This is a genomic window from Psychroserpens sp. XS_ASV72 (genome assembly GCF_041224425.1).
Classification (GTDB): Bacteria; Bacteroidota; Bacteroidia; order Flavobacteriales; family Flavobacteriaceae; genus Psychroserpens.
The window spans coordinates 33,805-59,080 of the sequence record NZ_JBGFGL010000085.1 but is presented as its reverse complement, the minus strand read 5'-3'; the positions used below and the strand labels follow the sequence as shown (position 1 = coordinate 59,080).

The window sequence follows — 25,276 nt, the reverse complement described above, 5'->3', positions numbered from 1 at the left end:
CTGGCAATCTGCATAAATTTTTGTAATTTTGCATGTTTTTTGTTTTTAAATGTAAAATGAATTGATTTATGAAAGATAAACGAATATTGTATGTGTCGTCTGAAGTTGTACCCTATTTACCAGAAACCGAGATTTCTTCAATGTCTTTTGAAGCTCCAAAAATGGTAAATAAGCAAGGCGGTCAAATACGAATATTTATGCCTCGCTACGGAAACATAAACGAAAGAAGACACCAATTGCATGAAGTGATTCGATTATCTGGAATAAATTTAGTTATCAATGATTTAGATATGCCTTTAATCATTAAGGTAGCATCCATTCCGAAAGAAAGAATTCAAGTCTATTTTATTGATAATGAAGAATACTTCAAAAGAAAGGCAACGCTTACAGATGAAGAAGGAAATCTTTTTCCAGACAACGACGAACGTGCCATATTCTTTGCCAAAGGTGTTATTGAAACGGTTAAAAAACTAAATTGGGCTCCAGACATCATCCATGTTAATGGCTGGTTGGCATCATTGTTGCCATTATATCTGAAAGATTATTACAAAGATGAGCCACTTTTTACCGAAAGCAAAATTGTTACCTCAATATACAATCAAAGCTTTGATGGAACGTTAAATAAGGACATGGCTAAAAAAGTGGAGTTTGACAACATCGATGGAAGTCAGGTGAAATTATTGGAAACACCTAATTACAATAATTTAATGAAAATTGCTATTGACCATTCAGATGCTTTGATTAAAGGGTCTTCAGATTTACCAAAAGAAATCGAAACTCATTTAGATGCGTGTGGAAAACCTGTTTTAGACTACTTCCCTGTTGAAGAATTCGCTGAGCCATATACAGAATTCTACAATACTAAAGTACTTAATTAAAAAATATTCATGAAACACAATAAAATTGCCCTAAGGAACTTTGTAGTAATCCTTGTTTTAACAAGTTTATTCATAGCTTGCGACAAAGATTTCGCGACCATTGAATCTGCTATTATCAATGATGATAATGCTTCAAATTTCGGAACAGACTCAAGAGATTTTGAAGTCATCGCATTTTCAAAGGCGTTGCCTCCTGTACAAACCAATAATCTTCCAGTAAATCTTTTAGGTGTTTACGACGACCCTATCTACGGAAGGACCACTGCAAGTTTTGTGACCCAAGTAACCACGTCTTTTGTCAATTTCGATTTTGGTGAAAACCCTGTTCTGGATTCTGTGGTAGTAACCATTCCATATTTCAGCACACCAATTGAGCTTACTTCAGATGGTGAAACCATTTATGAATTAGATTCTGTATTTGGGAACTCTCCTTATGATTTAAAAATTTACGAAAGCAATTATTTTTTAAGGAATTTTGATCCAAATTCTGAAATCAATGATCCTCAAATATACTACTCAAATAAAAGTACTGGTTCCAGCCCGATTGATGAAGCGCTTTTAGAAGGAACACTATTAAAAAGCTTTGATGATTTTGTACCAGATCCAAGTCAGATTGAACTTTGGGATGAAGATGGAGACGTCACGAATCGTTTAGCGCCTTCATTACGTTTTTCTTACAAAGAACCTGCTGAGCTTGCGTATTGGGTAGAAAAATTTATCAATAAATCTGGAGAACCAGAGTTAAGCAACCAAAACAACCTTAGTGATTATTTCAGAGGGTTGTACTTTAAGGTTGAATCAAACACTATGGACGGCAATATGGCAATTCTGAATCTAAATACCACAAGTGCAAATATAACCTTGTATTACAAAAGAGATTCATCAGTTGAGAATGACGATCCAATTGCTTCAACTTATGTTTTAAACTTTAATGGAAATCGTGTCAACTTTTTGTCTAACGACTTTACATTTACAAATGGTGATGAGGTTCAAGGTGATGAAAAGCTCTACTTAAAAGGAGGTGAAGGCTCAATGGCTGTTGTGAAATTATTTGATGGCGAGAACATTGACGATGACGACTTGACTTTTAATAGTTTTGAAGAATTCAAAAATGAGTTTGTTGAAGTTGATGCAGATGGTAATTTCGTGAAAAGTAAAAAAATCATTAATGAAGCTAACCTTGTTTTTTATGTTGATCAATCAAGTGTTGCCAATGTTGAAGAGCCTGAGCGTATTCTTATCTTCGATATGAAAAACAACATTCCTTTAATCGATTATTTTTATGACTCTGCAAACACTTTAAACCCTGTAAACTCAAGAACAAGTCACTTAGGGAAATTACAAAAAGAAGGTAATTCAGCCGATGGAAATGGTGTTAAATACAAAATTCGTCTTACTGAACATATCAATAATATCTTGATAAGGGATTCAACTAATGTCGATCTCGGACTTGTTGTTTCGGGTAACGTCAATCTGGAAAGCAACCTTGCCGCTTTTGATATTTTGAGTACTAATGATTCCGATGAAAAAATTCCTGCAAGTTCTATTGTCACACAAAGAGGAACAGTTCTTTATGGAAATAATGTTGCAGACGAACAAAAAAAATTATATTTGGAAATCTTTTATACCGAACCAAATAATTAAGATCCTATGTGCGGAATTGTTGGATATATTGGCCACCGAGAAGCTTACCCAATCATACTAAAAGGCTTAAAACGTCTAGAATATAGAGGTTATGACAGCGCAGGTATTGCCTTGTTTGATGGAACAGATATAAAATTATCTAAAACCAAGGGAAAAGTTGACGATCTTCAGAACCGTCTTGAAAAAGAGATTTCTACGACAGGAAATTTAGGGATTGGCCATACACGTTGGGCTACACATGGTGTTCCTAACGATATCAATTCGCATCCACATTATTCTAACTCAGGAGATTTAGTAATCATTCATAATGGTATTATCGAAAATTACGAATCTCTTAAAAAGGAACTTATTAAGAGAGGCTATAACTTTAAGTCAGATACTGACACAGAAGTTTTAGTCAATCTTATCGAAGATGTTAAAAAAAACGAAAACATAAAGCTTGGTAAAGCTGTACAAATTGCATTGAATCAAGTTGTTGGCGCTTACGCCATTGCTGTTTTTGATAAAAATAAACCTAATGAAATTGTTGTTGCCAGATTAGGAAGTCCGCTTGCTATTGGTATTGGTGACGATGAATTTTTTATTGCCAGTGATGCTTCACCGTTCATTGAATATACTAAAAACGCCATCTATCTTGAGGATGAGGAAATGGCTGTTGTAAGACGAGATAAAGAGGTGAAAGTTAGAAAGATTAAAGATGACTCTTTGGTTGATCCTTATGTTCAAGAATTGAAACTCAACCTAGAACAAATTGAAAAAGGTGGTTATGACCATTTTATGCTGAAGGAAATCTACGAACAACCAAGCGCTATATTAGATACCTTTAGAGGTCGAATGCTTCCAAATGAAGGCATTATAAAAATGGCTGGTGTTGAAGATAATATGAAAACTTTCTTGAACGCCAACAGAATAATTGTTGTGGCTTGTGGTACATCATGGCACGCAGGATTGGTTTCTGAATATATTTTTGAAGATTTAGCCAGAATTCCAGTTGAAGTAGAATATGCTTCTGAATTTAGATACCGTAACCCTGTCATAACAGATAAGGATGTGGTTATTGCCATTTCACAATCTGGAGAGACTGCAGATACATTAGCTGCTATAAAGTTAGCAAAATCCAAAGGCGCATTTGTCTTTGGTGTTTGCAATGTGGTTGGCTCTTCCATTGCCAGAGAAACGGATGCAGGTGCTTATACACATGCAGGTCCAGAAATTGGAGTGGCGTCCACAAAGGCCTTTACAACTCAAATTACTGTTTTAACCTTAATAGCGCTGCGTTTAGCGAGAGCTAAAGGAACTATTACAAGTTCAGAATTCAGACATCATATGATTGAATTGGAGTTGATTCCTGAAAAGGTTAAGAAGTCGCTTGAATCTGATGATTACGTAAAATCTGTAGCAGCTATTTATAAAGATGCTCGAAACTTTCTTTACCTTGGAAGAGGCTACAATTTCCCTGTGGCTCTTGAAGGTGCTTTAAAACTAAAGGAGATCTCATATATTCATGCAGAAGGTTATCCAGCAGCTGAAATGAAACATGGACCTATCGCCTTGATAGATGAAAATATGCCTATCGTAGTTATTGCAACCAAGAAAGGTCATTACGAAAAAGTAGTAAGCAACATTCAGGAAATCAAATCTAGAAAGGGTAAAATCATTGGAATAGTCACTGAAGGTGACAAGCAAGTTAAGGAATTGGCAGACCATGTGATTGAAGTCCCTGAAACTCTTGAGTCATTATCACCATTATTAACTACAATTCCTCTTCAACTATTATCATACCATATCGCTTTAATGCTTGGTAAAAATGTTGATCAGCCTAGGAATCTTGCAAAGGCCGTTACCGTAGAATAGTCTTTTTCAAGAGGTTAAAATCAAACCATTTTAGGGATTACTCAAAAAAGCATATTGATTTTTATCAAAAACTACTATGCATGCATACTTTTTTGAAAATTATGCATTAGGTTTTCGTATATTTATTTATATTGCTGATATTAAATTTAACTAATTCCCTAAAATGAAGACAATTCTAAATTTTTTATTGCTGTTTTGCTGTGCGTTTTCTTTTGCACAAACTACAACAGTTAAAGGTAAAATCACTGATAATAATGGACAGCCACTTCCTGGTGTGAACATTATTGTCGTTGGAACAACTTCTGGAACCATTTCAGATTTTGATGGTAATTACACCTTAACTGTTGATCAAAATCCACCTTTTACTATTCAAATTAGTAGTATCGGTTTTGAAACTGTTACTAAAGATGTTACTTCAAATTCTGAAACTATTGACATCCAGTTAACCGAAGGTACCGAATTGGATGAGGTGGTAATTTCAGCGTCTAGAACTCCTGAACGTATATTTGAATCTCCAGTAACTGTAGAACGATTCGGATTAAAAGAAATCAAGAATACCGCTTCTGCTGATTTTTATGGCGGACTTGAAAATCTAAAAGGAGTTGACATCAACACCAACAGTTTAACATTTAAGTCTATAAACACTAGAGGTTTTGCAACATTTGCAAATACCAGGTTTGTACAGCTGGTTGATGGTATGGACAACTCAGCTCCTCTGTTAAACTTTCCATTAGGTAACCTTTTAGGTATGACCGAAACAGATGTACTGAGTGTTGAATTACTACCAGGTGCTTCTTCTGCTCTTTATGGTGCCAATGCTTTTAATGGTATTCTTTTCATGAGAAGTAAAAATCCTTTTGACCATCAAGGTATCAGTGGATATGTTAAGCGAGGTATTACATCTCAAGAAGCTGCAGGCAACAATGATTATACCGACGTAGGTATTAGAATGGCTCACAAATTCAGCGAGAAATTTGCAGCTAAGATTAATTTTGGATACTTAACCGGAACCGATTGGTTTGCTACAAACTATGATGACAAAAACATGCCAGGTGGAACCCGTGATTCAAACATCAACTATGATGGTGTTAATGTTTATGGAGACAATGTAACTACAAATATTAGAGATGTTGCCCTAACATTGGAAAGCTTAGGTTTGGCTCCAGCAGGTGCATCAGCATTGGTGCCTTCTGTTAATGTTAGTAGAACAGGATATAGAGAGGTAGATTTAACAGACTACAATGCTGAAAGTGTAAAAGCAGATTGGGGCTTATATTTTAGACCATGGGCTAACGATTTTGAAATTCAATATGTTGGTAAGGTTGGTACTGGTTCAACCATCTATCAAGGTGCTCAACGTTACAGAATTGACAATTTCTTCTTACAGCAACATAAAATTGAAGTTAGAAATGACAACTTCTTCGTAAGAGGTTACTTAACTGCTGACAAAGCTGGAGATACTTACGTTATGGATGTAGCAGGACCAAATCTTTTACAAGCATGGAAAGCTCACGATGTTTGGTTTGGTGAATATGTAGGAGAATATATTGCGCAAACACTAGGTGGTGCTACAAATGACCAAGCCCATGCTGCAGCGAGAGCGGTTGCTGAAACTGGAAGGCTTGAACCAGGAACTCCTGAATTCCAACAAGCTTTCGATAAAGTAACTAGTGAAACAAACTTTTTAACAGGTTCTGCATTAAGAGATAATTCGCAAATCTATCACGTGGATGCCAATTACAACTTTGGTGATCTGGTTGATTTTGCTGAAATCCAAGTTGGTGGTTCACACAGAACTTATCGATTAAATTCATTCGGTACAATCTATGCTGACACGAATGGTCCGATCACTTATTCTGAATTAGGATTGTATACACAGCTACAGCGCTCTATGGAATTAAATGAAAGTTTAGAATTAAAACTTACTGGATCTATTCGTTATGACAAATCAGAATTGTTTGATGCATTTTTATCCCCTAGACTTTCTGCTGGTTTAACAATCAATGACAATCATAACATTAGAGCCTCTTTCCAAACTGGATTTAGAAATCCAGACACCCAATCTTTATATATTGGTTTAGAAACTGCCTTAGGAACATTGGTTGGTGGTGCTAGCGATATTGGAGATCGTTATGTTAGAGATTATAGCGTGAGTCAGTTCGCTCAGAACAACTTGGGGCAACCTGGTTCAATTACTCAAACTGCCGCAGCTGCCTATACCAATTCATTATTTGTATCTGTTGCTGGTGAATTATCAAACACCAATAGAGATGTAAACTCCAACGGAAGTGAATTTATTGGTAATTCAAATTTTGTGAAGCCAGAACAAGTAAGTTCTTTTGAACTAGGATATAGAGGAAAAATAAAAAATTTCATTATAGATGCATCAGCATACTTTAACTCTTATAAAGACTTCTTGTCTAATGAATCAGTTATTGCGCCTCTTTACGGAAACGTCTCTAATTTCAATTTAACTGGATATGATCCTGCTAACCCAGCGTCTGTTGGTGGTTTAAATGCGGATACACAACAAATTCTAGCAGCATTGAATAATGGCGATGTGAATGTTTATCAAACTTATACAAATTCTGAAGAAACCGTTAATTCTTATGGTGCTGCAATTCAAATTTCAACTAAAGTCTTTAATGGTTTTGATTTGAGTGCTAACTATACGTATGCTAAATTGGATTTTGATGTTAATGAGAATCCTGACTTCAGAACGAATTTCAACACTCCTGACCATAAAACAAAAGTTGCTTTTGGAAATACTGAATTATTTGACAATTTTGGATTTAATGTTGCTTGGAGATGGAGTGACAACTACTTCTGGGAAGCTTCTTTTGGTGATGGAGAGATTCCTGCTTTCCATGTTCTTGATGCACAACTTAACTATAGAATACCAAGTTTAAAATCATCCATAAAAGTTGGTGCAACTAACCTTCTTCAGGATGAATACTTTACAGCTTTCGGAACAGGATTCATTGGTTCGCAATATTATGTTTCGTTGACAATCAATAACTTATAATAAAGAAAAGAAATGAATAAGATGAAAAATTTAAAATATATATTCCTATCCATACTTTCAATTAGTATGATCGCCTGCGAGAATGACCTCGTGGAAGATATAAGAGAAAGAAACAACAATAGCGAAATAGAAACTACTCCTGAATTAATGGTTAATGATGTGGATTTCTCTAATTATGTTGCTATTGGAGCATCCTTTACTGCTGGTTTTTCTGATGGTGGTTTGTTTAGAGCTAGTCAAGAGCGCTCTTTTCCTCAACTTCTATCAGAACAGTTTGCCTTTGGTGGAGGTGGTACTTTTTCACAACCCTTAATGGATGACAACACAGGTGGTATTTTAGTTGGTGGCAATGTTGCTGCTGGTTACAGACTTGTTTTTGGTGGTGCAGGACCTGTTCCGTTAGATGCGTTTTTAGCTAGCCAAGGTGCGCCTGTTCCTCCAATTACTACAGAAGCTGGAAATAATATTGGTAGTAATTTCAATAATTTTGGGATTCCTGGAGCTAAGAGTTTCCATTTCATCACTCCTGGTTATGCTGCTTTTAATCCGTTTTATACAAGGATTGCTTCTGGAGCGACCTCTACAGTTCTAGGTGATGCCCTTGCTCAAAATCCAACATTTTTCACTTTGAGTGAAGTTGGTGGAAATGATGTGCTAGGTTATGCTACATCAGGAGGTACTGGTGTTGACCAAACTGGCAATATTGATCCTTCTACTTATGGAGGAAATGATATTACCGATCCAAATGTGTTTGCTCAAGCATTTTCTCAAATGGTTGGTGCCTTAACTCAAAATGGAGCTAAAGGTGTTGTTACAACGGTTCCTGATATTACGAGTTTATCTCACTTTACAACCGTTCCACATAACCCATTAGACCCAACAAATCCTTCGTTTGGTCCTCAAATACCAACATTAAATGGTATATTTTCTCAGTTGAATCAAGTATTTGCGTTTCTAAGCGTGCCTGAACGTAGTATTGTATTTTCTGAAACTTCTGCAAGTGCAGTTGTAATTCGCGATGATAGTCTTACAGACTTATCAGCTCAAATTACACAAGTGCTTCTAGCAAGTCCAACTTTTCCAGCATTTGTACAATCTTTTGGATTGCCTGCTGCAGCTGCACCTCAAGTAGCAGGTTTGTTAGGGCTAGTGTATGGTCAAGCAAGACAAGCTACTGCAAATGACTTATTGGTACTACCAAGCGCCTCAGTTATTGGAACAGTTAATGAAGATTTTGCAGCCTTTTTAGGATCGCAAGGACTTCCTCCTACTTTAGCTGGTCAATTTTCTGTTGAAGGTGTTTCATTACCATTGGAAGACAAGTGGGTTTTATCACCACAAGAGCAAAACAATATCGCAATGGCAACAGCAGCTTATAATGCAACCATATTTTCTGTTGCTGATTCTAATCCTAACGTTGCGGTTGCTGATTTAAGAGCTGTTTTAGAGCAAGCCTCAACATCTGGATATCCTTACGATGACTATGTCATGACAACCGATTTGGTCTTTGGAGGTCTTGTTAGTTTAGATGGAGTACACCTAACGTCTAGAGGATATGGTTTGATGGCAAGAGAGTTCTTGGTTGCAATTGACACAACTTTTGGAACTAACTTTATTGCGTCTGGAACTACTCCTGTAGCTGCAGATTTACCTACTAACTATTCTCCTACATTACAATAATATAGGTTCTTAAAATATATTATCAACACCTCTTTTTTAGAGGTGTTTTTTTGTGTCGAAAAAAGAAAAAAAATGACTTTAATTTTAAATTAAATACTATATCTTTGCAGCGCGAAAAAGTAGGTGTTTCGAAATTAAAATCCACGACCTCTTTTTTTAGTATTTAAATATCTAAAACATTAAACACAAAAGTAATGTCAAAAGTTACAGGTAAAGTTGCACAGATAGTTGGTCCAGTTATCGATGTTGAATTTGGTGCTGGTGCAGAACTTCCAAAAATTTATGATTCGTTAGAAATTAATAGACCTGATGGTTCAACCTTAGTTCTTGAAGTTCAATCCCATATTGGAGAGGATTCCGTGAGAACTATTGCGATGGACTCCACCGATGGTCTTAGTAGAGGAACTGAAGTTACAGCAACTGGTGCTCCTATTCAAATGCCAATTGGTGAAGACGTTTACGGACGTTTATTCAACGTTATTGGTGATGCAATTGATGGAATTGGAAATTTACCTAAAGCTGGTGATGCTGGCTTACCTATACATAGACAAGCTCCTAAGTTTGAAGATTTATCAACTTCAACTGAAGTTCTTTTTACAGGTATCAAAGTAATCGATTTGATTGAGCCTTATGCTAAAGGTGGTAAAATTGGATTATTTGGTGGTGCTGGTGTTGGTAAAACCGTATTGATTCAAGAGTTGATTAACAACATCGCTAAAGGTCATGGTGGTCTTTCAGTGTTTGCTGGTGTTGGTGAGCGTACGCGTGAAGGAAATGACTTGCTTCGTGAAATGTTGGAATCAGGAATTATCAAATATGGTGATGATTTCATGCATTCTATGGAAGAAGGTGGATGGGATTTGACTAAGGTTGATAAAACAGCTATGAAAGATTCTAAAGCAACTTTCGTGTTTGGTCAGATGAACGAACCTCCTGGAGCTCGTGCTCGTGTGGCACTTTCAGGATTGACAATAGCAGAATATTTCCGTGATGGTGCTGGTGATGGACAAGGAAAAGATGTATTATTCTTCGTCGATAACATCTTCCGTTTTACCCAAGCTGGTTCTGAGGTATCTGCACTCTTAGGTCGTATGCCTTCTGCGGTAGGTTACCAACCTACTCTGGCAACTGAAATGGGTGCCATGCAAGAGCGTATTACTTCAACTAAAAAAGGATCTATTACATCTGTACAAGCGGTTTACGTACCTGCGGATGACTTAACCGATCCTGCTCCTGCAACAACGTTTGCCCACTTAGATGCAACAACCGTATTATCTCGTAAAATTGCTGAGCTTGGTATTTATCCTGCAGTGGATCCATTAGATTCAACATCTCGTATTTTAACGGCTGATATTTTAGGTGCAGACCATTACAACTGTGCGCAACGTGTAAAAGAGTTACTACAGCGTTATAAAGAATTACAGGATATTATTGCCATCTTAGGTATGGAAGAATTATCTGAAGAAGATAAAATGGCCGTTGGTCGTGCAAGACGTGTACAACGTTTCTTATCGCAACCATTCCACGTAGCTGAACAGTTTACAGGTATTCCTGGAGTATTGGTTGATATCAAGGAAACCATCAAAGGTTTTAATATGATTATGGATGGTGAATTAGATCACTTACCTGAAGCAGCATTCAACCTTAAAGGTACAATTGAAGAAGCTATAGAAGCTGGAGAAAAAATGCTTGCTGAGGCTTAATTTAAAACAAACTAAATTATGTATTTGGAAATTGTATCACCAGAAGCTACTTTATTTAGTGGAGAAGTAACAAGTATTGCTGTTCCTGGAGTGATGGGAGAGTTTGAAATGCTAAATAACCACGCACCAATCGTTTCAATCCTTAGAGAGGGTAATGTTAAGATTAATGGTAGCATTACTTTAGATGAAGAGGTTGAAGATAAGTTTAAGAAAACTGACAAAGGTTATTGGCTTCCAATCAACTCTGGTACGATTGAAATGAAAGACAATAAAGTTATCGTTCTAGCCGATTAACTAGAACCTTAAATAATAATAAAAAGCCGAACATTTTGTTCGGCTTTTTTATTTTAGTATTAGTTTTTAAGATTAACAGACTCTAGGTTAAGGTTCCACATATTCAAGGATATCAGCTGGTTGACAATCCAATGCTTCACAAATAGCCTCCAAGGTAGAGAAGCGAATGGCCTTAGCTTTACCGGTTTTAAGAATTGAAAGGTTTGCTGTAGTAATGCCAATGATTTCAGCCAATTCATTGCTTTTCATCTGTCGCTTTTCCAACATGATATCTAGATTAACTACTATAGGCATAATTATATGGTTAAATCATTTTCATTCTTTAATCGCTTTGCTTGGTTAAAAGCCTCACTAAGGAACATCATAAACAATCCCATAATCAAAAGAATAAAAAAAGCAGTGTTTATTCCGAATGAGAAAGTACTTGAAACTATAAGCCTAAAAGCAAATCTAATCAATGAAAATCCGATAGCGCAAATAATGAATAGCTTCCCTATTCTAGAAAAATTGGCAATTACATAGTCTGAAAAATAATTACCTTTTGACATGACATCTACCGTCTTCTTAATTAAACGTATGGTATAAAAATAAACCCCAAATATTACAAGCATTAATACTATGAGGACTAATGTTTTTAAAGTTCCTAGATGTCCAATGTCTACAGTTTGCGAGTCAAAAAGATTAACCTCATACGATCCTGTGGTAAACAATAGTATCGGTAAAGTTAATAACCCAAGAACCATGGCAATCATGACAAAATAGTAATAAATGTCAATGCAGGTTTTTAATAATTTTACTGTTTTCATAATTAAATAGTTAATTCATTTTCTGTTTGTATTTCAACGGCACGTTTGAATAAAAAGGCAACTATAAATATCACTCCAGCCATAAATAGAAACCCTGAAGCATTCCAACTAGACACAAAAAACACTTGCTTTGAAAGCCATGTTGTATATCCTAAAGCTACCATTGCTATTAAACCAATAGCCAATGACACATAACTTATTTTAGTTATCATATTGGCAATTGTTAAACTAAATGGATTATTAAAGTCTATTTTTTGAAACACCTTGATCAATAAGTAAAACAGATAAGCTTTCAAGACCGCTGTGAGAATATAAAGCAAAACCACACCTGAGTAGTGAAATAAACTTAGATTGTAAATATTCATCAAATCCAATCCCAAATAAAGATGACTTGAAGCCGATTCATTAACAAAAACACTTACGAGATAAGAAATTAATAAGGCTCCAGCCTTTATACTAAATCCTATGAAAATAATCCAAGATATAACATGTATTATTTTAAAAATTCCTGATGATTTCATTCTTAAATTATTGTTTAACGATAACAAATATATAAAATATTATCGAAAAACAATAATTTTAATTAAAAATATCATTGTATGCTTTTTTTAACTTTTTAACCACAATAGCCATATCCTCTTCATTTAAATGTCCAAATCCGAATCTTATAGCACAAAGATTCTTACTTTGATATAAGATGGTTTTCGGTAAAAGCAAATCGTGTTTTTTAGCTTTTTCAGCAAGTTTAACAAGCGGGATATCAGGTTGAAACTGCAACCAAACTGCTAATCCGCCAGAAGGTATTAGCCACCTAGCACAACTCGAAAAATAAGTTTCTAAAGAAGTACATAAAAGGTCACGTCGTTTTTTATAAATGGCAATATTTTTTTTTATCAATCGATGTATCTCTCCTTCTGAAATAAGCTCGGCAAGCATTTGCTTTTGAATTAAATCACCTTGCTTATCCACTATTTGCAAATAGTTCTTGGCTTCATTGATGATATTTTCAGGAGCCACCACAAAACCAATTTGAAACCCAGGGAAAAACGATTGTCCCAATCTGCCGAGATACACCACAACACCTTGCCCATCTGCACTTGCCATTGGTAACTTAGCGGATCCATCAAACTGGAAATCGTAATCAAAATCATCTTCAATGATGGCAAATCCATAAGCTTTTGCCAGTTGTAATAGCTTTAGGCGTCTTTCTGCTGAAAGAGAAACCGTAGTAGGATACTGTCTGTGTGTACAAACATAAACACAACGAATGCTGTTCTTAGTGAAATGCTGTTCTATGTAATCCACATCCATTCCATGAGCATCCACTGGTACAGTTTTAATGATAGCGCCTGCTTGCTGAAAAATCATATTCGACTTATAGTGACTCAAATCTCCAACAAGAACGACATCATTGGTTTGTACCAATAACCTAGAGACGATATATAAACTCATTTCTGTACTTCGCGTGCTTAAGATATTATGTGGTTTTATATGAAAGCCTCGAGTAGCGTTTAAGTAATTACATAACTGTTTACTAAAATAATTATACGAATGTTCCTGTATTTGATCCCATTTCGAAATCAGCGAACCACGTTTCATTGTTGCACTATACCAACGTGAAAATTGGTATGTTGGATGCAAGCGTAAATCAGGTTGTCCATCATTGATGACATAATTACAGGCTGAAAATTCTTCTGTAGACGCCAGATTAAAAGACGATTGAAAACGAAACCCTGCAATTTTAGGATAGGTATTCAAATGCTCCAAACTTTGTGTGGTTCCTCGTATTGCCACCGTTTTTTTTTCAGGTATCAGAACAAATGTGCCCTTATTGGGAACAATCGCCACCCAACCTTGTGATGCCAATTCATCATAAACGGCTACAGCAGTATTTCGATTTATGGAAAGAAGTTCCCCAAACTTACGCGTTCCGGGAAGTACCGAACCTTCCTGCAGATACCCACGCTGAATGGCATTGATAAGTTGTTGGGTGATTTGAATATAAATTGGTGTCTTTGATGACTTTTCAATATGTATCAAGGATTTAACAATATCATAAACCGGACTATTCATAGTTTTTAAACTGGACTATCTTAATGATCCGGAAAGTTACGATTTTTGCAGCATTAAAATGGTTTAATCAATTTACGTTATGAAGTCTATTTCTGTATTCTTACTACTTATCATGTTGTCATTTGCGCTTAAAGCCCAAGAAATCGAACAACAAGTTTTAGATTCCGTTCTTATTAGCTCAACCCGAATTGACATTCCCTTCAAGGAAAATTCTAGAACGATAACTGTAATAAGTGCTGAGGAGATTAAAAACAGTGCAGCCATTAATGTTGCAGATTTGTTACAACAATTTGCTGGTATCGATATTAGACGTCGTGGTACAGGTGGTAGTCAAGCAGACCTACATATTAGAGGTGGTGGTTTTGACCAGACTTTACTTTTAATTGATGGTATTAAAATGGACGATGCACAAACGGGTCATCACACCATGAATGCGGCACTTCCAATTGAAGTTATCAAACGTATTGAAATCATAAAAGGTCCTGCAGCAAGAATTTTTGGTCAGAACGCTTTTACAGGAGCCATCAATATAGTTACAAAAGACAATCTTGACACTTCTGTTTCTACCAACCTTGAAACTGGCTCTTTTGAACAACTAAATGGCTCTATCACGTTAGGCAGCTCTTTAGAAAATTCTACACATTTGGTACATGCTGGAAAAATGACTTCTGGTGGCTATCGCGCAAATACCGATTACGACAACACAAATTTGTTTGTAAAAAGTGTCTTCAACAAGCGTAAGCAACCCATAGAAATGCTAGCGACTTTTTTTGATCGCAAGTTTGGAGCCCAAAATTTTTATACGACCAACCCAAGCTTCTTTGAATATGAAGAAACCCAAAATAGTTTATTGGCATTTACCACTAAGTTTAAATCGGAACGTTTCAAGGTGCAACCAAGATTGTATTGGAAACGAAATCAAGATATGTTTTTATTAAGACGCGAAGACCCAAGTTTCTATAGAAATTTTCATATTACCAACAAAATAGGCGCTGAGGCAAATGCTTCATATACTTCAAAACTTGGAGTTACTGGTTTTGGTGTTGACCTCTCAAAAACCTATATCAGTAGCAATAATCTTGGGCATCGCAATCGCTTTATGGCTAATATGTTTATAGAACATCAATTCAAATTCATTAATGACAAGCTCGATGTTACACCTGGAGTGGCTCTCACCTATTTTTCAGATTTTAAGTTCCATGCATTTCCTGGATTAGACATTGGATATAGAATTTCAGATAATTTAAAGGCGTATGGAAACATTGGATATACTTACCGAATTCCAACATATACCGATTTGTTTTACAGCGATCCAGCCACACAAGGGAATCCAGATTTGGAGCCTGAAGAGGCTTTCGGACAAGAAATTGGATTGAAATGGAACACCTCTAGATTTTCAGCTACGATTGCTGCTTTTAACAGAGATGCGACAAACCTTATAGATTACATTAGGCCTAATTCCAACAACGCTATTTTCACTGCAACCAATATCACCGAAGTGAACACCAAAGGATTGGAGTTTGATGCCTCTTATAATTTTAAGATTAAAGATATGACCCAAACCTTAAATTTTGGATACGCTTATTTAGATGATACTATTCTAGATCAAAATGAAGCCTTATCACGCTATTCCTTAAACACGCTTAGACATCAATACATTACTAGGTTCAGTTCGCAACTCATTAAAAACGTAAGGCAAAACATTGTTTACAAATATGCCGAACGCACCACAGGTCAAACCTATAATGTTTGGGATGCCTCCCTTTTAATAAAAATAGAATCTGCCGAACTAAGCATCACTGCGAGTAATATTTTTGATGCAGATTATATTGAAACGGGATTTGTACCAATGCCTCCAAGCAATATCTTATTTGGATTGCGATACAATTTCAAATAAACCAAGAACATAAAAGCTAAAAAAATATTTCAACAGACAATGTAATTCGTTTCGTAACGTTTTCTTAACTTTGGGAATTATTGTTTGCACATGTCAACTCTTAATCTACAAGACATTCCTCGAGTAAAAAACATTACAAAAGAGGAGTTTATAAGCCAGTATTTCAAACCTCAAAAACCTGTCGTTATTGAGCGTTTTATCGAAGATTGGCCTGCTTATAAAAAGTGGAGCCTTGACTACATGAAATCTATTGCTGGTGACAAAATTGTGCCTTTATACGATGACAGACCTGTAGATTATAAAGATGGTTTTAACGAGCCTCATGCCAAGATGAAAATGGCAGAGTATATTGATCTCCTCAAAAAAGAGCCTACAAAATATCGTATTTTTCTTTGGAACATTTTAAAGGAAGTCCCACAACTGCAAAACGATTTTTCATATCCTGATGTCGGACTCAAACTCATGAAAGGCTTACCAATGCTATTTTTTGGTGGTACAGATTCCTATACCTTCATGCATTACGATATCGATTTGGCAAATATTTTCCACTTCCATTTTGAAGGAAAAAAACGTTGCATTCTATTCGATCAAAAACAAAACAAGCATCTTTATAAAGTTCCGCATTCCTTAATCACACGAGAGGACATTGACTTTGCCAATCCCGATTTAGATCAGTGGCCAGCACTCAAAAATGCCAAAGGCTGGCACTGCGAGTTAAATCATGGAGAAATGCTATACATGCCAGAAGGTTACTGGCATTACATGCAATACATTACACCTGGATTTTCAATGAGTCTTAGAGCTATTGCTCGAAATCCCAAAAACTTAGGCAAAGCACTATATAATGTGTTGATCATGCGTCACTTTGATAACTTGATGCGTCGCATGAAAGGACAAAAGTGGATCGATTGGAAAAACAATCGTGCCATTGAGAAAACCCATCAAGGTTTTTAGACAGATTGTTTTTAGAAACCAAATCCTTGTATATATTTGCAAGCTCAAATTTTTAGATAAGAATTATGAAAAACGTATTAAGTATTATCGCCTTACTTACTGTTGCTTTTGTAAATGCACAAGCATTTTCAGGGAAAGGTGATCAGAAATTTCAAGTTGGTGCCAATTTTCAAGATGAAGCTACAGGTATTCATGTAACCTACGATTATGGTTTAGGGGAAAACATCTCTGTAGGTGTGTCTTCATCTTACGCCTTAGGAATTGATAGCAGATTGGATGCTGACTTTGGAGATCGTTTCGATCTTGAAGCGCGTTTCAATGCCAACTTAGGCAAGGTCATTAATGTTGATGACAATTTTGATGTGTATCCTGGTTTGAACTTAAGCTTAAAGAATTTTGGAGGTCATATCGGAACGAGATATTTTTTCTCAGAAGGATTTGGATTGTATGCAGAAGGTAATTTCCCATTGGCAAAATACAGTAAAGACAAAACAGAAATCAGTTATTACATCCACAACCAATTTACTTTTAATATTGGTGCTGTCTTTAATTTATAAGACATTGACAAAACATATTAAAGCACCTTTTTAGGTGCTTTTTTTTATGGAATCAATTCCCGAACTTTGTCATATACCATTGAACTTTCCCAACCTCTGTACAATAAATAATCGGCTAGTTTTTTTCGCTTTTTTTGAAGATTCGATTCTCTAAGAGTTGATACTTTTTTCCTTGCCAAGGCATCAAAGGTCTCCAGGTAGTCATTATGGTCAATTTCCTTTAAAGCGGAAGCAATAATGGTTTTTCCGATGTCTCTTCGCTTCAATTCCAATGTCAAACGCTGTTTGCCCCATTTCTTAATTCTGAACTTTCCTCTTACATACGCTTTAGCGAAGCGTTCTTCATTTAAAAAGTCATGGTGCAACAAATGCACGATGATTTTATCTTTCGCCTCAGGAATCATTCGCATCTCGTTCAATTTTTTTTGAACATCTAAATGGCATCGTTCTTGATATGCACAATAACGCTCAAGCCTTCGTTGCGCTTCGTCGACAGTATATGTTTTTTGTGGATTCACGACACAAAATTATAACATTTTGTTAATAAAACAGACGTTCTAAACCTCTGATTTATACCTATTTTTGCATAAATTTGTACGCTTGCCTTATGGCAACTTATTTGGTTTTATATGAAAAAGAATTACGCCCTATTTATTATCGCTTTGTTGTGTGGTTTAACAACGACCTATGCACAAATGTCAGACCTCATCATTTCAGAATACTGTGAAGGGTCTTCAAATAATAAGTATATCGAAATTTATAATGGTACTGGAGTCGCTGTTGATCTGTCTGATTATGAAGTTTGGCGTGTTGCTAACGGTGGAACTTGGGCAGAGAACACATTAGCTCTTTCTGGGACCTTAGCCGACGGCGACACCTATGTGATTGCTAACCCAAGTGCCAATGCCACAATTTTAGCAGCCGCAGATTTAACTGATGGCATTATGGCCCATAATGGTGACGATCCTGTGGGCCTTGCGTATCTTGGTACGCTTATCGATGCTGTTGGTACAGATGGTCCAGATCCTGGAACAGGTTGGGATGTTGCTGGAGTAACCAATGGAACTCTAAACCGTACTTTAGTTCGTAAAGACAATATCTGTTCGCCTAACACCAACTGGACGACCTCAGCAGGCACCAATGCAACTGATAGTGAATGGATAGTGAGTGCAGCTATTGATGACTTTTCGGATATGGGTTCACATACCGAGTTTTGTTCTTCAACAGACACCTTTGTAGAGTTTGTAAGCACCACGTCTACCGTTGTTGAGGGTGGTGTGTCTATAGATGTTTGTTTAAGTATTACAAATTTTTCGGCGACTAATGCAACAACCGTTGATATCACTTTAGATGGTGCTTCAACAGCAACCAATGGTGATGATTATGATGATGGCTCAAGTGCCGCTATTTCGTTTCCTCAAACCGTTATTTTTCCTGCTAATAGCAGCACCAACGAATGCTATACTATCTACCTTTCTAACGATGATTTGATTTATGAAGGTGATGAAACTGTGGTGTTAAATTTAAGCAACCCTACAGGAGGTACCAACGCTAGTTTAGGAGGCAATACCCAGCACACTCTCACCATTACAGATAACGAAACACCTGTAATTCCTGATGTTGTTATTACTGAAATCATGTACAACACACCTGGAAATGACGATGAATGGATTGAAATCTGTAACACCTCTGGTTTACCACAGGTATTAAATGATTGTACAGTTGAGGTTGATGGCACTGTTTGGTATACCTTCCCTTCCTCTGGAGCTATTATTCCTGATGGGGAATGTAGAACAATCTCAATTGGAGATTATACAGCCGATGGTGTTTACAATACTGATTGTCCGTTTACAGCCGATTATGGATCGCCAACTGGTATTAATAGAATGCCTAACTTCCCTTCTGCTGCTGGCATAGACATTGAAATTATTGCTAGTGATGGTTCAACGACTATCGATATTGCGAATTATGATGATGCCGATGGTGGTAATGGCAATGGTGCCTCACTTCATGTTATAGATGATTCTTTAGACAATTCAGATACTGGCACCAATTGGCAAGAAGTGATTGATGGTGGAAGTCCTGGTTTCAACTCACTGATTTCACAATGCTCTTCTTTACAGCCTGAAATCAATGTTGAAGGTGACATTAATACCTATCCAAACATCACAAATGGTGATACGACACCAAGCTTTTTTGACAATACCATGTTTTCAAATATCAATATTGGTGGTTCCGAAACAAAGTCTTTTAGAATCCAAAATATTGGAACAGCAGATTTAACAGTATCTAACATCGAGATTATTGGTGTAAATGCTGGAGATTTTTCTTTGACTTTACCATCTGCATTACCTATTGTTGTTAGTGATATTAGTACAATGACGAATGTTGAGGTCTTTGATGTAACATTTATGCCTTCTGCTGTTGGAAATAGAGATGCAACTGTTAGAATCACAAATGATGACCCAACCGACGGAGAAAATATTTTTGAATTTGCTATACGAGGTGTTGGAATTTGTACTACAGGATCAAATACATTAACGCCGTTAACTGGTCCAGACAATACTGTTGTGACTATTATTGGAACTGATTTAGACGGGTCAACTACAGTTGAGTTTGCTGGTTCTGTGATAGCACATACCTCAATTTCAACTACTGAAATTGAAATCACTATACCGATAGGAGCTTCTACTGGAAGCATTGTTGTGACCAACAATATTGGTTGTCAAACTTCTGATTTGTTTACTGTCATTGATACAGCAATCAGTTCTTGTGAAGGAAGTTCTGGTTTAAGTCCAACAGATTTATTTATTTCAGAAGTCACTGATGCTCCAACGGGTAGCCATACATACATTGAAATTTTTAATGGAACTGGTGCCGCAATCAATCTAGCCGATTATGAAATTCGTATTCACAATAATGGTGCTAATAATGCAGGAGGTGATATTTGTGATTTAACTGGAGTCATTGCTGATGGTTCAACCTATGTTATAGGCATTGGTGGTAGTGATGCTACTGATCCAGAAGGTGGTTTTACTGCTGATGACTTCTTTTCTGTAAGCGGTATCAATGATAATGATAACATCAGACTTTACTTTGACGATGGAGTAACTGAAACATGGTTAGATGTTTGGGGAGATACAGCTGGAAGTTCATTTACAATTGCTTCTGCTGGCTATACTTACAGAAGAAGAAATACTGGAATCACTGTTCCTAGAGTTGCATCTTGGGGCGCTCCAGACAATATGCAAAATGATTGGATAGCCGTAAGTCCTGTAGATTATTCCAATATTGGAATTTTTGATTTCTCTACTGGTTTACCACCAACTATAACAATGGAGCCTAGTGACGTAAGCTCTACATGTGATCTAACTGCCAGCTTAATGGTTACTGCTACTGAAGGATTTAGTGGTAGCTTACCATTGGCATACCAATGGTATGTTTCTGCTCCTGGTGATTCAGGCTGGACACAACTTAGTAATGATGCGACTTATAGCGGAGTTACTAATACAACTCTAAATATTTCCAACACCATCGGACTTGATGGTTATCAGTATTACTGTCAGGTTAGAGAAAATTCAGCGACATGCTATTCGGCCAGTGATGCTGTGCGTTTAAATGTGCAAAGTACCGTTTGGGAAGCCACAAACACCTGGTCAAGAGGAGCGCCAGACCTAAGTACAATTGCTGTAATTGATGCAAATTATGACACTGCTACCTATGGAAGCTTTGACGCTTGTAAATTATATGTGAACACGGGATCAACACTCACCATAAACGACAACACCTATGTGAGAGTCGATACTGATTTAACCGTGGATGGAAATATATTGGTATCATCGTATGGTTCTTTTGTCCAAATTGATGATGCTGGGATTGTAGCTGGTGATGTTCTGACAACCAGAAATAAGATAACTGTTGAAAAAACCACTGGCATACTTAACTCCTGGTTGGAATATACGTATTGGAGTTCTCCTGTAAGCGGTGAAACAGTTGGCAATGGCCTAAACGAATCTTTTGCTTACAGACGTTTTCTTTTCAATGCTCAAAACTATAGAGATTCTTTTGCAGAAGTCATGAATGACAATGCCACCAATGTTGGACAGGATGATGTTGATGATGATGGTAACGATTGGCAACTCTTAAATTCCACAGATGTCATGACTCCTGGTATTGGCTATGCCGCTACGCATTCCAATGCTGGATTTATTGGTCCTGGAAATCAGTATACATATACTTTTGAAGGACCATTTAACAATGGTATTTACAGTGTTCCTGTTTATCGTAACGATGCTGAAACCAATGATAACAACTGGAACTTTATAGGAAATCCATATCCTTCAGCAATCAGTGCAGACACGTTCTTTTCTAACAATGTTTACAACATGACTACCAATCCGACAGGTGTTTTAGAAGGCGCCATCTACTTATGGTCGCATAACACGTCTGCTCAAGGAAATGTTAATGGTAATGAAGCTTATAATTTTTCACAAAGTGATTACGCTATCATCAATGGTACTGGAGAAATCCCTGCTTCTGATGGCATTCCTCCTGGTCGTTATGTATCATCAGGTCAAGGCTTTTTTGTTGCCATGTCTGATGATTTCGCAGGAGTAACATCTGTATCAACAGATGTTAATTCTGGAAATGTGGTATTTAACAACAACATGAGAGATCTTGGAAACAACTCGCAGTTTTTCAGAAACTCAAGTGCACCTCAAATAAATAGACTAAAAATCAATTTGACTTCAGATAACGGTATCTTCAATCAAATTTTGGTTGGTTATATTACTGGTGCTACTAACTCTTATGACGGTATGTATTATGATGCTCCTAGAAACCTATCAACTGGAGCCAATTCTGTGATCTATTCAATAATTGATGGAAGTGATAAAAGACTTGCTATTCAAGGTAAATCACCATCGAGCCTTTCCTTAGATGAAGTGATTCCTTTAGGATTCTATACATCGATTACAGAAGCCACTATTTACAAATTATCAATAGCAGAGCTTGAAGGTGATTTCCTTACAAACAATACTGTATATGTAAGAGATCTATTTGAAAATACAATTCACAACCTTTCACAAAGTGATTACGCTTTTGCTTCCGAAACTGGTGAATTTACAGATCGCTTTGAAATTGTGTTTCAACCAGATACCTTGTCTACTATAGAAAATGAGCTTGGCAGCAACGGTTTAAGCATTGTTGAATTACAAAACGGAAACGTTAAATTTTCAGTAAGCAATGGTCAATTGACCATCAAAACCGTCGAGATTTTTGACATGCTAGGAAGATCACTTTACCAATTGAAAGGCGATAGTTCGCAAGAAGTATATGAACTCGATTTGCTTAGCCAGTCAGCATATATTGCTAAAGTAACCTTATCTAATGGACAAAGCATTACGAAGCGCGCCATTAAAAGACACTAAACCATCCTTATAAATCTGGAAAAAGCTTTAACCTTGGTTGTTAGGGCTTTTTTTTATAAACTATATTTTAGGGAAAGAATTAGGTTTCTACCTGGTGCAGCAATTCCTGAAGAATAGGTTTGGTAGCGTTGGTCGGTAATATTCTCTAGAGCGGCAATGAAAGTTGCATGGTCTGAAAACTCATATTGTGTTCTTAAATTAAGCGTATACCATGAAGGTGAATACGGATTGCCATTGCCATCTAAAGCATAGATATGATCCTTTGATTGTTCGGAAGGTGCAAATTGGTCAAAAGATAATTCGTTATTGTATTCAGCAAAAGCGTCGATTTTCAACTTCTCATTGTGCCATACCAAATGGGTATTACCAAAGTTCGGACTAACATGTCTTACAGGAAATCTTTGGTTATCAATATCTTGATAACCTCCAATGATATTATATTGGGACGTCAATTTAAAACGGTTGGAAAAATTTAGCTGAATTCCTGTTTCAAATCCGTGAATACGTTCCTCAGCTGCATTTTGAATGGCTTGAACATTACTTAATTCACCATCATAAACAATTTCCGAAGAACCATTCAAGGTGAAATCATCTCGAGATAAAGCATTATCTAGAAATGTATAATAAGTTGCCATATCGACAATAAACACATCTTCAAAATTAAGTTTGAGTCCTAATTCTGCGCCATAGGCATATTCTGATCTCAAACCAGTGTTAGGCACTACAACAGAGCCAGGCTCGGAATCAAAAACCTTACCTATATCATCAATATTAGGAGCTCTGAACGCAGTTGAAACATTTAGTTTCCATTGAATGATTTCGCTGGGAATCCAACTTACACCTGCTGTTCCGGTTAAGGCTCCAGTATCGATTTTTGAAGTATCAAATGGTAAGTTTAAAAATTGATTGTTTTCTTTAAAATTGGCATGAGCTACGATGTGGTTATATCGTATTCCCGATTGAAGTACCAGTCTTGAAGAAGGTTTGTATTTAAAACTCAAATAAGCAGCCATAGATTGCCAATCTGAACCATTTGGATACCTTGACACTGCGGTAGTAGAAACACCAGTTGTAATATCTTCACTATCTCCTGTTGAGGTTACTTTATTATAGATATATTCCAAACCGTAAGAAAGGAAACTCTTTTTACTTAAAACTTTTTCTAAGTCTAAGTTAAACGAATAGGCATCGACACTTTCTTCCCTAATATTTCTGATATCAGATTGAAAGTCTCTATCAAATCTACCCTCTTGAAAATTTTGATACGCTAAGGTGGTTTGCAATTTGTCATAAAGATTAGAGCTACTACTCAGTTTCGTCAATTGAAAATTTCCCATAAACCATCGTTGTGGACCGTAATCCCATTCGGCAGAGCGTAAATTTGAACCTCGATATCTTATCAATCTATCATATCTCGAATAACTTGACGTAGTTGTATAATGAAGTCCGACATCAAAACTTAAATTTTCTTTAGGTTCATACCGTATTTTTTGCATGATGTTGACTTGATCATAACCTGTAGGTTTTTGTACTCTAGGATTATCATTTTCAACAATGGCATCCACACCATTATCGGTAACAACATGCTCAGGTCGTAGATATGCATCAGGACCATGCATCCCCATTCTTAAATCATCAAAATCCGTGTAGCTTACACTAGTTAAAAAAGCCCATTTTTTGAATCCAAGATTAAAATCCAAATGGCCTGTCTTTTCTGTATTAGCAGAGGCATATCTTGCAACGGCATTGGCATTAAAATATACGTTGTCGCTATAAGACAACTGTGGTGTCTTGGTATAAAAGCTCATGACACCTCCAATAGCATCACTACCATAAACTACGGAACCTGCACCTAAAGTAATCTCAGTGTTTTTAACTGAAAAGGGGTCAATTGAAATAACATTTTGTAAGTTTCCACTCCTAAAAATAGCATTGTTCATTCTTACGCCATCGACAGTTATCAAAAGGCGATTAGTTGAAAATCCTCTAATCATAGGACTTCCTCCTCCTAATTGGCTTTTTTGTATAAATATATTACCTGTACTTTCCAATAAATCTGCACTGGTTTGAGGATTCTCAAGTTGAATATCTACGGCCGTAACATTAACAATAGATTGTGGAATATCTCGTTTATTTTGTTCGAATTTAGACGCTGAGACCACTACTTCATCAAGACCCTCAACATTAGGCACAAGTTGTACTAAAAAATTTCTTGAAGAAATTTCAGATTTAGTGGTTGAGAATTTAAGATATAATATGTTTTGAAAATACAATACCTCGTCTGAGTCAAATTGATCTAATGAAGCTTCTCCATCAAAATTGGTTATGACGGATTTGTCCTTTTTACTGTTGTAAATTGCAACTCCAGCAATTGGAACTTGAGTGTCTTGATCAATCACCTTTACTGTTTGTGCTTGCAAATTGACACTAATAAACATGCTTAGAATCAAGATTACATATAACTTCATTAAAATGGTTGGTT

17 protein-coding genes are annotated in these 25,276 nt (G+C 36.4%); 11 read left to right on the top strand and 6 right to left on the bottom strand.

Annotated features, from left to right (window positions below; translation table 11 throughout):
* Positions 1–68 precede the first annotated feature (68 nt).
* The 7 genes from AB9K26_RS13805 to AB9K26_RS13775 all read left to right on the top strand — a co-directional run bounded on the left by AB9K26_RS13805 (position 69) and on the right by AB9K26_RS13775 (position 11,078).
* Positions 69–878, top strand: coding sequence for a glycogen/starch synthase (locus tag AB9K26_RS13805; RefSeq protein WP_369973152.1), 810 nt, complete (start codon positions 69–71; stop codon positions 876–878).
* Between the two features lie 9 nt (positions 879–887).
* Positions 888–2,522 (top strand): DUF4270 domain-containing protein, encoded by a 1,635-nt coding sequence (locus AB9K26_RS13800; RefSeq protein ID WP_369973151.1) that lies wholly within the window; start codon positions 888–890, stop codon positions 2,520–2,522.
* 6 nt (positions 2,523–2,528) lie between these two features.
* Positions 2,529–4,376 (top strand): glutamine--fructose-6-phosphate transaminase (isomerizing), encoded by a 1,848-nt coding sequence (glmS, locus tag AB9K26_RS13795; protein ID WP_369973150.1) that lies wholly within the window; start codon positions 2,529–2,531, stop codon positions 4,374–4,376.
* 163 nt (positions 4,377–4,539) lie between these two features.
* Positions 4,540–7,401, top strand: coding sequence for a TonB-dependent receptor domain-containing protein (locus AB9K26_RS13790; RefSeq protein ID WP_369973149.1), 2,862 nt, complete (start codon positions 4,540–4,542; stop codon positions 7,399–7,401).
* Positions 7,402–7,422: 21 nt separating this feature from the next.
* On the top strand, positions 7,423–9,081 hold the full coding sequence (locus AB9K26_RS13785; protein WP_369973148.1) for a G-D-S-L family lipolytic protein: 1,659 nt from the start codon (positions 7,423–7,425) through the stop codon (positions 9,079–9,081).
* A 194-nt stretch (positions 9,082–9,275) separates the two neighbouring features.
* Positions 9,276–10,784, top strand: coding sequence for a F0F1 ATP synthase subunit beta (gene atpD / locus AB9K26_RS13780; protein WP_369973147.1), 1,509 nt, complete (start codon positions 9,276–9,278; stop codon positions 10,782–10,784).
* Between the two features lie 18 nt (positions 10,785–10,802).
* Positions 10,803–11,078, top strand: coding sequence for a F0F1 ATP synthase subunit epsilon (locus AB9K26_RS13775; protein ID WP_369973146.1), 276 nt, complete (start codon positions 10,803–10,805; stop codon positions 11,076–11,078).
* An 87-nt stretch (positions 11,079–11,165) separates the two neighbouring features.
* Here AB9K26_RS13775 and AB9K26_RS13770 read toward each other — a convergent pair whose 3' ends face one another.
* Genes AB9K26_RS13770 through AB9K26_RS13755 form a run of 4 tightly spaced genes read right to left on the bottom strand, consistent with a single transcriptional unit; the run spans position 11,166 to position 13,957 of the window.
* Positions 11,166–11,372 carry a helix-turn-helix domain-containing protein gene (locus AB9K26_RS13770; RefSeq protein WP_369973145.1) on the bottom strand — a complete coding sequence of 69 codons (207 nt, stop codon included), beginning with the start codon at positions 11,370–11,372 and terminating at the stop codon, positions 11,166–11,168.
* A gap of 2 nt (positions 11,373–11,374) precedes the next feature.
* Positions 11,375–11,884: a DUF2975 domain-containing protein gene (locus tag AB9K26_RS13765; RefSeq protein ID WP_369973144.1), complete on the bottom strand. Its 510-nt coding sequence runs from the start codon at positions 11,882–11,884 to the stop codon at positions 11,375–11,377.
* A gap of 2 nt (positions 11,885–11,886) precedes the next feature.
* Positions 11,887–12,405, bottom strand: coding sequence for a DUF2975 domain-containing protein (locus tag AB9K26_RS13760; protein ID WP_369973143.1), 519 nt, complete (start codon positions 12,403–12,405; stop codon positions 11,887–11,889).
* 58 nt (positions 12,406–12,463) lie between these two features.
* Positions 12,464–13,957: a PLP-dependent aminotransferase family protein gene (locus AB9K26_RS13755; RefSeq protein ID WP_369973142.1), complete on the bottom strand. Its 1,494-nt coding sequence runs from the start codon at positions 13,955–13,957 to the stop codon at positions 12,464–12,466.
* Positions 13,958–14,036: 79 nt separating this feature from the next.
* On the opposite strand from AB9K26_RS13755, the gene AB9K26_RS13750 reads away from it, so the two are divergent.
* The 3 genes from AB9K26_RS13750 (at position 14,037) to AB9K26_RS13740 (ending at position 17,365) form a co-directional block, all read left to right on the top strand.
* On the top strand, positions 14,037–15,854 hold the full coding sequence (locus AB9K26_RS13750) for a TonB-dependent receptor plug domain-containing protein (RefSeq protein WP_369973141.1): 1,818 nt from the start codon (positions 14,037–14,039) through the stop codon (positions 15,852–15,854).
* 90 nt (positions 15,855–15,944) lie between these two features.
* Entirely contained in the window at positions 15,945–16,808 is an 864-nt protein-coding gene (locus AB9K26_RS13745) for a cupin-like domain-containing protein (RefSeq protein WP_369973140.1), read from the top strand.
* Between the two features lie 65 nt (positions 16,809–16,873).
* Positions 16,874–17,365: a DUF6646 family protein gene (locus AB9K26_RS13740; RefSeq protein WP_369973139.1), complete on the top strand. Its 492-nt coding sequence runs from the start codon at positions 16,874–16,876 to the stop codon at positions 17,363–17,365.
* A gap of 44 nt (positions 17,366–17,409) precedes the next feature.
* Here the strand turns inward: AB9K26_RS13740 and AB9K26_RS13735 are convergent, their stop codons facing one another.
* Complete coding sequence (locus AB9K26_RS13735; RefSeq protein WP_369973138.1) at positions 17,410–17,883, bottom strand: regulatory protein RecX; 474 nt, start codon at positions 17,881–17,883, stop codon at positions 17,410–17,412.
* Positions 17,884–17,994: 111 nt separating this feature from the next.
* Here AB9K26_RS13735 and AB9K26_RS13730 point away from each other — a divergent pair, with 111 nt between their 5' ends.
* The gene (locus AB9K26_RS13730; protein ID WP_369973137.1) at positions 17,995–22,794 is read left to right on the top strand and encodes a lamin tail domain-containing protein; all 4,800 of its coding nucleotides are present in this window, start codon (positions 17,995–17,997) and stop codon (positions 22,792–22,794) included.
* 53 nt (positions 22,795–22,847) lie between these two features.
* Here AB9K26_RS13730 and AB9K26_RS13725 read toward each other — a convergent pair whose 3' ends face one another.
* A complete protein-coding gene (locus tag AB9K26_RS13725) occupies positions 22,848–25,262 on the bottom strand; it encodes a TonB-dependent receptor domain-containing protein (RefSeq protein WP_369973136.1) in 2,415 nt (804 codons plus the stop codon).
* Positions 25,263–25,276: the final 14 nt, after the last annotated feature.

Excerpts from the sequence above, each read along its gene's own strand:
- AB9K26_RS13730 (WP_369973137.1), top strand. The coding sequence starts at position 17,995 with ATGAAAAAGAATTACGCCCTATTTATTATCGCTTTGTTGTGTGGTTTA.
- AB9K26_RS13765 (WP_369973144.1), bottom strand. The coding sequence starts at position 11,884 with ATGAAAACAGTAAAATTATTAAAAACCTGCATTGACATTTATTACTAT.
- AB9K26_RS13760 (WP_369973143.1), bottom strand. The coding sequence starts at position 12,405 with ATGAAATCATCAGGAATTTTTAAAATAATACATGTTATATCTTGGATT.
- AB9K26_RS13775 (WP_369973146.1), top strand. The coding sequence starts at position 10,803 with ATGTATTTGGAAATTGTATCACCAGAAGCTACTTTATTTAGTGGAGAA.
- AB9K26_RS13745 (WP_369973140.1), top strand. The coding sequence starts at position 15,945 with ATGTCAACTCTTAATCTACAAGACATTCCTCGAGTAAAAAACATTACA.
- AB9K26_RS13800 (WP_369973151.1), top strand. The coding sequence starts at position 888 with ATGAAACACAATAAAATTGCCCTAAGGAACTTTGTAGTAATCCTTGTT.
- AB9K26_RS13740 (WP_369973139.1), top strand. The coding sequence starts at position 16,874 with ATGAAAAACGTATTAAGTATTATCGCCTTACTTACTGTTGCTTTTGTA.
- atpD (WP_369973147.1), top strand. The coding sequence starts at position 9,276 with ATGTCAAAAGTTACAGGTAAAGTTGCACAGATAGTTGGTCCAGTTATC.
- AB9K26_RS13770 (WP_369973145.1), bottom strand. The coding sequence starts at position 11,372 with ATGCCTATAGTAGTTAATCTAGATATCATGTTGGAAAAGCGACAGATG.
- AB9K26_RS13755 (WP_369973142.1), bottom strand. The coding sequence starts at position 13,957 with ATGAATAGTCCGGTTTATGATATTGTTAAATCCTTGATACATATTGAA.
- glmS (WP_369973150.1), top strand. The coding sequence starts at position 2,529 with ATGTGCGGAATTGTTGGATATATTGGCCACCGAGAAGCTTACCCAATC.
- AB9K26_RS13790 (WP_369973149.1), top strand. The coding sequence starts at position 4,540 with ATGAAGACAATTCTAAATTTTTTATTGCTGTTTTGCTGTGCGTTTTCT.
- AB9K26_RS13725 (WP_369973136.1), bottom strand. The coding sequence starts at position 25,262 with ATGAAGTTATATGTAATCTTGATTCTAAGCATGTTTATTAGTGTCAAT.
- AB9K26_RS13750 (WP_369973141.1), top strand. The coding sequence starts at position 14,037 with ATGAAGTCTATTTCTGTATTCTTACTACTTATCATGTTGTCATTTGCG.
- AB9K26_RS13785 (WP_369973148.1), top strand. The coding sequence starts at position 7,423 with ATGAAAAATTTAAAATATATATTCCTATCCATACTTTCAATTAGTATG.
- AB9K26_RS13805 (WP_369973152.1), top strand. The coding sequence starts at position 69 with ATGAAAGATAAACGAATATTGTATGTGTCGTCTGAAGTTGTACCCTAT.